This is a genomic window from Anaerospora sp., from assembly GCF_032013335.1.
GTDB lineage: Bacteria > Bacillota > Negativicutes > Sporomusales > DSM-15969 > Anaerospora.
Genome location: NZ_DALZUO010000017.1, coordinates 22,722 through 33,311 on the forward strand (window position 1 = coordinate 22,722; position 10,590 = coordinate 33,311).

Genomic DNA, 10,590 nt, shown 5'->3' on the forward strand with positions numbered 1-10,590 from the left:
AAATAAGAGGGCTGTATGAGACGATTAGGAATTACGGTTACAGGTATTGTACAAGGGGTGGGGTTTCGCCCGTTTGTTTACAAGCTGGCTCGGCGTTTTCAGTTGACAGGCTGGGTGTTGAATAACAGCAATGGCGTGGAAATGGAAGTAGAAGGCAAAGAAGCCTCATTGGAGGCGTTTATCCTGGCCTTGAGGCTGGAAGTGCCGCCACTTGCTGCTATTCAGGATATTACTTTGCGCAGGTGTACAGTGTCCGGTGACGACTGCTTTGTTATTCGACAAAGTACAGATGACGCTGTTGCTAAAACTGTATTGATTTCGCCTGATGTAGCGACTTGCACCGAGTGCGAAGGGGATATCAGAAATTCTGCTGACCGGCGATATGGGTATCCTTTTACTAATTGTACCAATTGCGGCCCTCGTTATACTATTATCCGGGACATACCATATGACCGTGAAATGACAACCATGGCAGGTTTTACCATGTGTAAATTCTGCTACCAAGAGTATGATAAGCCTGCTGACAGACGTTTTCATGCTCAGCCTAATGCTTGTCCGGTATGCGGACCGGTTTACCGTTTGCTTGACAGGAGCGGGAAGGAATTGCCTGGTGATGCTGTGCAGGAGACGCGGCAGCTTATTCGTGCAGGTAATATTTTGGCCATTAAAGGAATTGGCGGCTATCATTTAGCTTGTGATGCCTGCAATGAAATGGCGGTGCAAGCACTAAGGGAGCGCAAATTTCGCGCAGATAAGCCTTTGGCTGTAATGGCAGGAAGTTTACAAATTGTTCGTCAGTTGTGTCATGTATCACTGTCAGAAGAAGAACTGCTAACCAGCCAGGCCAGACCGGTCGTACTGCTAGCTAAAATAACTTCCCATCTAATAGCGGAGGGCGTATCGCCTGCCAATCTTTACTTGGGTGTCATGCTGCCCTATGCTCCCATTCATCATGTATTGCTTACTGACACGGATGTTTGGGTTATGACCAGCGGAAATACCAGCGATGAACCAATTGTCTATATGGATGCCGATGCATTGGAGAGACTGGCTGATATTGCCGACTATTTTCTTGTTCATAACCGGCCAATTGCGAATCGGGCCGATGATTCTGTACTGCGTGTATTTGACAATACAGCCTATATGCTTCGACGCAGTCGCGGATATGTTCCGTCTCCGCTTGAAGTTGCCTGGGTAATGCCGCCGCTGCTGGCAGTGGGAGGCGAACTAAAAAACAGCTTTTGTCTGACAAGAGGCAAGCAGGCTTTTCTTGGACCTCATATTGGTGATTTGGCGAATAGCCAAACTTTTACGTATTATAAGGAATCAATTGAGCATTTTAAACGACTTTTTTCTATTGAGCCTCAGTTAGTGGCCTACGATCTGCATCCGGACTATATGGCAACGCGGTATGCACTGCAATTGCCGCTGCCCCACATCGGTGTACAGCATCATCACGCTCACATTGCCGCCGTAATGGCTGAACATGGTTTAAACGAGCCGGTAATTGGAGTTGCATTTGATGGTACGGGGTATGGTACGGATGGTCATCTGTGGGGAGGCGAGTTTCTCGTCGCCGACTTAAGCCAATTTAGCCGCGAGGGACATTGCCGGTACATGCCGCTGCCAGGTGGAGAAAAAGCAATTACTGAGCCATGGCGAATGGCTGCCTGGGTGCTTAGGTCGCTTTACGGAGAACAGATGAAGGAGCTTGGTATTGCCTGTACCAAGCAATTGCCGGTGAATTGGCAGTTGGCCATGCAAGCCGCGGACAAGGGAGTGAATTCTCCGCTTGCCTCCAGTATGGGACGCTTGTTTGATACGGCAGCAGCCATACTTGGAATCCGGCAGGTTATTCATTATGAAGGTCAGGCTGCTGTTGAACTGGAATTAGCTGCACAAGGGATAACTGGCGAACTGCTGCCCTACCAGTTTTCTCAGGGAAGGCCGGCGATACTTGATTTTATGCCTGCTTTCCACGCTATAACGCAAGGTTTGCGCAACGGTGCCTCCCGTGAATACCTGGCTGCGTCCTTCCATTTGACGGTGGCCCATGGGGCAGTAAAAATGGTGCAGCAGATCAGCCGCAATACAGGCATTACAAAAGTAATATGTAGTGGCGGCGTTTTTCAAAATATGACTTTGTTAAAACAAATCTTCAGAATGTTGGAAAAAGATTCCTTTTCTGTGTATGTTCACCGCAATGTCCCACCAAATGACGGCGGTTTAGCGCTTGGCCAGGCAGTTATTGCTGCCCATAAGGCGGCGGGCTGGGAGAAGTAAAATGAGGTGGTTAGCGTGTGTTTAGCCGTACCAGCAAAAATAGTTGATAAACAAGATATGCTGGCCACTATTGAACTTAGCGGTGTGACTCGACAGGTCAGCCTGATGCTGCTGCCTAATGCTGTGCAGGGAGAATGGGTGCTGGTCCATGCCGGATTTGCCATCCAACTGATTGATGAAGCGGAAGCACTGAAGACTTTGGACCTTTTTAGGGAACTGAAGCTGTATGAAGAAGCTTAGTGCTGAAGAACTCCGTCTGACTGCTCGATTCTTTAGTAATGAGATAGGAAGACTCGCGACTCGTCCGATTCGGATTATGGAAGTTTGCGGATCTCATACGGTAGCTATATTCAGAACCGGTATCCGGCAGTTACTGCCGGAACACGTTGAGCTGGTCAGTGGGCCCGGCTGTCCTGTCTGTGTTACTCCCAACGATTACCTGGATCGGGCTGTCGCCTACAGCCGCAGGCAGGATGTGATTATTACCACCTTTGGTGATATGCTGCGGGTTCCCGGTTCGACATCCACTTTACAGTTGGAGAAAGCCAGGGGAGCGGATATTCGTATTGTCTATTCTCCGCTGGAAAGCCTGGAAGTGGCTAAAGCCAATGCCGATAAGCGCATCGTTTTCCTGGCAGTTGGCTTTGAAACAACCGCGCCGACAGCAGCTGCCACTATACTGGCGGCTGAGCAGGCCCGGATCGATAATTTTTTTGTATTAGCCTCGCATAAGCTGGTTCCACCGGCATTACAGGCACTGCTGGAGGACGGGACGACCAGAATAGACGGCTTTTTATTGCCCGGTCATGTAAGTGCAGTCATCGGTGAGCAGCCTTATCAGTTTCTCATTAGCGATTATCAGACTCCTGCTGTAATAGGCGGTTTTGAGGCACTTGAGATTTTGCAGGCAATTTATCATTTGGTTAAGCAGCTTCATGAAGGGACCTCACAACTGGAAAATCAGTACCGACACATTGTCCGCCCGGATGGTAATCGTGTTGCCCGTACGGTACTGGACAAAGTATACTGTATAGTAGACAGTAACTGGCGGGGAATTGGTATGATTCCTCATTCAGGGCTTGCCGTGAATGACGGCTATCGGCACTTCGATGCCTTGCATACTCTGCCGGTTGAAGCAGAGCCGCTGCAGGAGCACAGAGGCTGCCGCTGTGGGGAAGTGTTAAAAGGGAGTATCAAGCCTGGTGAGTGCGGCATGTTCGGCACGTTTTGCACACCGGAACATCCTGTGGGTGCTTGTATGGTTTCTGTTGAAGGAACTTGTGCTGCCTGGTATAAGTACGGAGCCGGGAGGTTTCAGTTATGAGGATGAGTGAATATATCCAGCTGGCCCATGGAAGTGGCGGGAAACTGAGCCATGATCTAGTACAGCACATTATGCTGCCTGCCTTTAACAATCCTGCGCTGGCTTTGCTGCATGATGGTGCCCAAGTACCGGTTGATGGCTTAAGAATGGCGTTTTCTACCGATTCATATGTTGTTAAACCACGGTTTTTTCCTGGTGGTGACATTGGCAAACTTGCTGTCTGCGGCACAGTTAATGATGTAGCGATGAATGGGGCAATACCGCGGTACTTAAGTGCCGGCTTTATCATAGAAGAAGGATTTCCGGTTGCTGAACTGCGGCAAGTTGTTGCTTCTATGCAGCAGGCAGCACTAGAAGCAGGAGTGACAATTGTAACCGGTGACACTAAAGTTGTGGAAAAAGGCGCAGTTGACGGCCTGTATATCAATACTTCAGGAGTGGGCTTTATTCCGGAAGGAGTCAATATCACTCCCGGACGGGTTAAACCAGGGCAGGATGTTTTTATTAATGGCTATATCGGAGATCACTCAATCGCTGTTATGGGGCAAAGGCATGGTTTGACTTTGCCGGCCGAAGTGCTTAGCGATTGTGCACCGTTAACGGGTCTTGTCCGGGAACTGCTGACGGCCATTCCGGATATTGCCCTGCTGCGCGACCCAACCCGGGGTGGCGTGGCAACAACACTGAACGAGATTGCTTTGCAGGCTAACGTCGGCATCCTGGTAGAGGAAACAGCTCTTCCCGTGAGGCCGGAAGTACAGGCTGTCTGCGATATATTAGGCCTTGACCCGTTATATTTGGCAAATGAGGGAAAAGTGATCGTGATTGCTGATTCCTGTCACCGTGAAAAGATAGTGGAAGTTATGGCAAATCACCCTTATGGTGCCCATGGCCGGTTAATCGGTTCGGTTGCCGCTCGGCCTGCCGGACAAGTCGGCTTGCAAACGGTTATTGGCGGTATACGCCTGCTGGATATGCTGGCAGGTGATCAACTGCCCCGTATATGTTAGGTTACCACTCGGCTAAGGAGGGAAAGCAGCATGCACATGGATTTTGGTCTTAAACAGGAATTACATCAGAAGCTGGTTATGACTCCCCAACTATGTCAGGCTATTGCCATCTTGCAGCTTTCCTCTATGGAGTTAGCCGAGATGGTTGAAAAAGAATTACTTGATAATCCTGTCCTGGAACTGTCGGAACCAGTTGAAGCCAAACCGGCGGAAGCGGAAGCTCAAGGTGAAACACCTGCTGTAACCGCAGAAGAAGTAGACCGGTACCTGGACTGGGCCGAGTATTTTGATGGACCTAATTATAAAGAGTATACCCCTGTCGAACGATCAGAACAAACTACCTTTGAAGCTTTAGTTTCCAACTCGATAACCTTGCAGGAGCATCTTGAATTTCAACTGCATATGGCCGTATTGAGCAGCATCCCTCGCCTGGCAGGTGAGTATCTTGTGGGCTGTATAGATGCTAACGGGTATTTACGCGTAACGGTGGAAGAGGCAGCCGAGGCTTTAAATGAGCCGCTAGAGATGGTGGCAGCTGTACTAGACCTTATTCAAACCTTTGATCCTCCCGGAGTAGGCGCACGCAATCTTCGTGAATGCCTCTTAATTCAGGCTAAACAGCAGGGCATTACTGATCCCATCGTGTATGCCGTCATCGAAAACTATTTGGATGACATCGCTGCGGGCAAATTGAAAAATATTGCCGATAAGCTGGACTGTACTCCGCGGGCTGTTCAACAGGCTATGGATATGATCCGGACCTTTGATCCTAAACCGGGTTGTTCTTTTGGCGGTGGCCAGTCCCAATATGTCATACCCGACATAACGGTAGAAAAAGTGAACGGCAGCTATGTCGTTATTATTAATGATAATGATACACCGAATCTTACGATTAATCCCTATTACCGGCATGTTGTGCGTGAAGCCGATACAGAGGCAAAGAAATACGTCGAAGGACGTATTCAGGCTGCTGTTTGGCTGATTAAAAGTATCGAGCAAAGACGCCGCACATTGTATAATGTGATGGAAGCGATAGTATTAATGCAAAAGGATTTTTTTGATAACGGTCCCAATTACTTGGCACCGCTTACGATGAAAAAAGTGGCGGACCAGGTTGGCATTCATGAATCAACAGTCAGCCGGGCCACTGCCAATAAATATGTACAAACGCCTCATGGCCTGTTTAGTCTCAGAACCTTCTTCACTGCTGCTGTACAAAATGCTGATGGGCCAGACGTGGCGGCAGGACGGATTAAACGGGAACTCAAAGAAATGATAACAAAAGAAGATCCCTCTCAGCCCTACAGCGATCAGGCACTGACCGATATTTTTGCCGAGCGAGGTGTTACCGTCTCCCGGCGAACAGTTGCGAAATACCGGGAAGAGCTGGGAATTGCGGCTTCTTCGAAGCGAAAGAGATATTAGAAAATGAGTAAGCGACCTGCCTAATTAAGGTAGGTCGCTTTTCTGCATGATAAGAAATTTAAGCTATGCTTAGTATTGAATGCATTCCATAAAACAGGTTATATCCGATAATGTACTTTTGCCTTGATGCAAAAGTACCAAAAAATCAAGACCTGTACAAAAATGGCCTTGGCAGCAGACCGACCTTGCGGAAAGACCAAAACTCGCTTCGCTCAAACAGTTGGTCTTCCTGGTCGCAAGGCCGATCTGCTGCCACCCTGCGGGACGGCAATTTTTGTAAGGGTCGCAGGAGGCGAAAACAAGGAACAAAAGAACGGAGAATAAGGATCTTAGCTGTAGATATTTTTGTGTCACTGGAACCGTCCCCGTGCCACACGTTTCTCTTTCTTCTTCGGCCTTTCTGGAAAAATACGGTCCGAAGGTGGGAAACGGCCAGCTTACGTTAAGAAATCCGTTCTGTTTGAGCGTTAGCGAGTTTCCCGGATTTTAGTAAGCTGGCCGTTTCCCAAGTATTTTGGAAGACTAGGCTTAGACTTTTTGGTTACTTTTGTGGCGATGACAAAAGTAACAACCGTGCTTTTTCCTTTACACGTCCTGCCAATAAAAGACAGACTTATTTTGCTGTTAGCCCCGCGGCCAATACATAATAACCAGCACTCCTGCCAAGGAGATCACCCCACCGATAATATCAAACCGGTCCGGCAGCACCTGATCCACTTTCCAGCCCCAGAGCAGGGATAAAACAATAAAAATTCCCCCATAGGCAGCATAGACACGTCCGAAATTCGCTGGCTGCAGAGTGGGGATGATACCGTATAAAACGAGAATTACCGCTCCAAAGAGAGCGTACCATAAGCTTTTTCCTTCTCGCAGCCATAACCAGATCAGATACCCCCCGCCAATCTCCAGAATACCGGCAGTCACAAAGTAAAATAATGATTTAATTGTTTCCATTGAAATTCACTCCAATCGCTAAGCTCAGCATAAAACAAATATTTTTTTCCGTCAATAAAGTGATGAAAGATCGAGGTGTTAGTTATGCTGTTTGAAAAAAACGGAAAATGCTGTATGCTAAAAGGGTATACTTAACATAGCTGAAGGAGGACGGGGAGATGGGAATAAAAATTACATTCTTAGGAAGTGGCGATGCTTTTGGTAGCGGTGGGCGCTTGCAGACCTGTATTCTGGTTGATCAGGGAGAAGACAAGTTTTTGCTTGACTGTGGAGCATCATCCCAAATCGCTATGCGTAAGTATCAGATTAAACCCAATGAAATTAGCACTATTTTTATTTCACATTTGCATGGTGATCATTTCAGTGGAATTCCGTTTTTTATATTAGATGCGCAGATGATAAGCAAACGGACAGCACCGCTTACCATTGTCGGGCCGATAGGAATAAAGCAGCGTGTTCTCAATGCGATGGAAGTATTGTTTCCCGGCTCTTCTAAGACAGAACAAAAATTCACAGTGACTATCCGGGAGTTAAAGGCCGGAGGGTCTGATGATATTAATAGTCTGCATATTACTTCCTATCCGGTATCTCATCCCAGTGGCAGCCCTTCTACAGCCTTACGGGTTGAGGCTGCAGGCAAAGTGATTGCCTATACCGGCGATACTGAGTGGCAGGACAGCCTGATAACCGCTGCCAGAGGTGCTGATATACTGATTTCCGAGTGTTACTATTTTGACAAAAAAGTGCGGTTTCATCTCGACTATCATACGCTGATGGAGCATTTGGACGAACTACAGGTTAAGCGCTTAATACTGACACATATGAGCGATAATATGTTAGCTAATGTAGATCGGATTTCCTGTGAATATGCCGATGATGGTAAGATCATAGAAATTTGAAGAATTTTACTGTGCGCTATTGCAAATTGCTGCCAGTTTGTTATACTTGATTTGAGCATATGCTCAAATGAGGGGTGGGTTTATGCCCAGACAACGCTGTTGCGGGTTAATTGAAGAGGCGCCTGACTGCCGGGGATTCATTCCTGAGGGCGGACATAGAGGCGAAGCGGTAGTACTTGGTTTGGAAGAACTGGAGGCTATTCGTCTAAAAGATCAATGCGATATGGAGCAAGTTGATTGTGCGGCGGCCATGGCCGTGTCACGGGCAACTTTTCAGCGAATTTTACGCTCCGCCCGCCTAAAGATTGCCAGCGCTCTGGTAGATGGACGCACTATCTTAATTCAAGGGGGGAATTATCGTATGAAAAACCGGACTTTTGAATGCCGTGATTGTGGCAAACGGTGGGAAGAGCCGCCTTGCACCGAAGGCGGTAAACATGGTTATGAATTGGCGTGTCCAGCTTGTGGCAGCATGAAAAAGATGCGAATAGAAGAAGACGGCTCCAAGCAAGCCTGTGGTCATAACGAGGCTGGCCATAAGCATGGCTCAGGCTGCTGTGGCGGTGGCCATCACAAACACGATTAATAAATACGGAGCATGCCGTAATTGATTTTTATAAAAAGGGGACTGTCCCCTTTTTTCTTTGCATTGCCAGTTAGTAGGCTTTGCTGGCATAATAGAGATAAGATAATCACTGTTCAGTATTTGCTGGAGGTAGTTATGACGCAACAAAAGCGCCTGCCTGTGCCGGTTTGGCTAAGACAAATGGTAAGGCAGGCTAAGCAGCATGGCAATGGCTCCTTACACAGACATACAGCGGAACAAGTGGAGCATCATCAATTGCATACGGTTTGCCAAGGAGCCAGGTGCCCTAATCAGGGCAGCTGTTTTTCGCATGGAACGGCTACTTTTTTAATTCTTGGTAATTCATGCACGCGAAATTGTGCATTTTGTGCAGTGGACCATGGCATCCCTGCAGCGATAGATGCCGATGAGCCTTGCAGGGTAAAAGCAGCCGCCGGTAATATGGGTTTGAAGCATGTGGTAGTAACAGCAGTTACCCGTGATGACTTACCTGATGGAGGTGCAGGTCACTTTGCAGCCGTCATAGCTGAGCTGCGGACTTTGCCTCAACCGCCGGCAGTAGAAGTACTTACCTCTGATTTTCAGGGAAATGTGCAGGCGGTTGCTGCTGTACTGGCAGCAGAACCGGAACTTTTTGCCCACAATGTGGAAATGGTACCTCGCCTGTATGCTGCAGTACGTCCAGGAGCCGAGTACAACCGATCGCTGACAGTGCTCAACTATGCGGCTAGTCATGCTACTGCTGGTACGGTGATAAAGACGGGGTTCATGGTGGGATTAGGTGAGGAGCAGCAGGAAATCAGGCAATTGCTGAGTGACTTGCGGGCGGCAGGTGTGGAAATGGTGACAATCGGCCAATATCTGGCACCAACTATGCGCCATTATCCTGTACAGCGGTATGTTACACCGGATGAATTTGACCAATTAGCGCAGGAGGCAAAGCAAATGGGCTTTGCCAGCGTAGCCGCAGGGCCGCTTGTGCGCAGCTCGTATCACGCAGGTGAGTTTTACCAGGAAATGCAGCTCTTACGGTAGCGAACGAGTGCCAGGTCTTGTTGTAGATGCTGTGTAACCGGTGCTCTATGTAGAACTCAAATTTCTATGGTAAAAATGTAAAACGATAGGAAGAAGAAAACTATTCTTCTTCCTATCGTTTTATTTAAAAACTACCTTTTTGTAACTGCTTAATTTTTATGCGGCACTGTCATCTACTGAAGCTACCGGGGAAGTGATTTCTTTGCTGACTGGAGCCGCTTCAGCGACAGCCGGATTCACATCGCTTTGGGGAGCTGTTAATAGGGGAGTACTGGAATTGCTGGTGATAGCTGCTGTATTGCTGGTTTTAGCTGTGCTTGCTTTAGCGGAGCTGCTGTGTCCTATTTTCCAGGTTGCGCCAACACGGCCTGCCGTTTCACTGCCACAAATAGAGATGGCGGCATTCAACAAAACATCATTTTTTACATAATGATAGACACCGGCAGCAAAAGCTGTTTCACCACCATAGTTACCAATACCAACAGAAAGCTGGGTAGGTTCATTGGCATCATAGTCCATAGGAGCTAGAGCCGAAAACGCTGAAGCTAGAGCGCCAACTTTATCAACTCTTGAAGAAAGGTTATTATAATCAATTTTGGATTGATCCGCATAACTTTTGGCTAGAACTTCGGATTTTTTAGCCTCATCAGAGGAGCCTTTAGCACTGGATGCAGAGGAAGCAGCTTGATTAGCCGAGTTACCTGCGTTATTTTCGGAAGTTTTGGCATTAGCCTCTGAAGTAGCAGCACTAGCAGCAGAAGCTTTGGAGTCAGCAGCAGCATCGACCGATACGGCGGCAGCGCCGACGGAAACGGCAGCGGCACCAACTGAGACAGCAGCAGCACCTTTAGCCGCTAGTTCAGATTTTTTAGCGTTGGTTTCAGAAGCTTTGGCGTTAGCTTCAGAGGTGGCAGCTTTGCCAGCAGAGGAAGCAGCCTGACTAGCCGAGTTTGCTGCATTAGCCTCTGAAGTAGCAGCACTAGCAGCAGAAGCTTTGGAGTCAGCAGCAGCATCGACCGATACGGCGGCAGCGCCGACGGAAACGGCAGCGGCACCAACTGAGACAGCAGCAGC

Annotated in this window: 10 protein-coding genes; 8 read left to right on the forward strand and 2 right to left on the reverse strand. The window is 48.2% G+C overall.

Annotated elements, in window-relative coordinates; translation table 11 throughout:
* Positions 1 to 15: 15 nt before the first annotated feature.
* From hypF to rpoN, 5 genes are read left to right on the forward strand one after another with little or no spacing between them, the layout of a single operon-like run.
* Positions 16 to 2,283, forward strand: a complete 2,268-nt coding sequence (hypF, locus tag RTR76_RS13725; protein ID WP_312521602.1) for a carbamoyltransferase HypF — start codon at positions 16 to 18, stop codon at positions 2,281 to 2,283.
* 15 nt (positions 2,284 to 2,298) lie between these two features.
* On the forward strand, positions 2,299 to 2,523 hold the full coding sequence (locus RTR76_RS13730) for a HypC/HybG/HupF family hydrogenase formation chaperone (protein ID WP_312521604.1): 225 nt from the start codon (positions 2,299 to 2,301) through the stop codon (positions 2,521 to 2,523).
* The gene (gene hypD / locus RTR76_RS13735) at positions 2,510 to 3,607 is read left to right on the forward strand and encodes a hydrogenase formation protein HypD (RefSeq protein ID WP_312521605.1); all 1,098 of its coding nucleotides are present in this window, start codon (positions 2,510 to 2,512) and stop codon (positions 3,605 to 3,607) included. Before RTR76_RS13730 ends, hypD begins: the two co-directional genes overlap by 14 nt.
* A gap of 2 nt (positions 3,608 to 3,609) precedes the next feature.
* The gene (gene hypE, locus RTR76_RS13740) at positions 3,610 to 4,617 is read left to right on the forward strand and encodes a hydrogenase expression/formation protein HypE (protein WP_312521697.1); all 1,008 of its coding nucleotides are present in this window, start codon (positions 3,610 to 3,612) and stop codon (positions 4,615 to 4,617) included.
* 30 nt (positions 4,618 to 4,647) lie between these two features.
* Positions 4,648 to 6,042, forward strand: coding sequence for an RNA polymerase factor sigma-54 (gene rpoN, locus RTR76_RS13745; RefSeq protein ID WP_312521607.1), 1,395 nt, complete (start codon positions 4,648 to 4,650; stop codon positions 6,040 to 6,042).
* 624 nt (positions 6,043 to 6,666) lie between these two features.
* On the opposite strand, the gene RTR76_RS13750 is transcribed toward rpoN, so the two are convergent.
* Positions 6,667 to 6,996, reverse strand: a complete 330-nt coding sequence (locus tag RTR76_RS13750) for a YnfA family protein (protein ID WP_312521609.1) — start codon at positions 6,994 to 6,996, stop codon at positions 6,667 to 6,669.
* 158 nt (positions 6,997 to 7,154) lie between these two features.
* On the opposite strand from RTR76_RS13750, the gene RTR76_RS13755 reads away from it, so the two are divergent.
* From RTR76_RS13755 to lipA, 3 genes are all read left to right on the forward strand, one after another.
* Complete coding sequence (locus RTR76_RS13755; RefSeq protein ID WP_312521611.1) at positions 7,155 to 7,895, forward strand: MBL fold metallo-hydrolase; 741 nt, start codon at positions 7,155 to 7,157, stop codon at positions 7,893 to 7,895.
* Positions 7,896 to 7,977: 82 nt separating this feature from the next.
* Positions 7,978 to 8,481, forward strand: coding sequence for a DUF134 domain-containing protein (locus RTR76_RS13760; protein ID WP_312521613.1), 504 nt, complete (start codon positions 7,978 to 7,980; stop codon positions 8,479 to 8,481).
* Between the two features lie 135 nt (positions 8,482 to 8,616).
* The gene (gene lipA / locus RTR76_RS13765) at positions 8,617 to 9,516 is read left to right on the forward strand and encodes a lipoyl synthase (RefSeq protein ID WP_312521615.1); all 900 of its coding nucleotides are present in this window, start codon (positions 8,617 to 8,619) and stop codon (positions 9,514 to 9,516) included.
* Between the two features lie 156 nt (positions 9,517 to 9,672).
* On the opposite strand, the gene RTR76_RS13770 is transcribed toward lipA, so the two are convergent.
* Positions 9,673 to 10,590, reverse strand: a 918-nt coding sequence (locus RTR76_RS13770; protein ID WP_312521617.1) for a YadA C-terminal domain-containing protein, incomplete at its 5' end; no start/stop codon positions are given.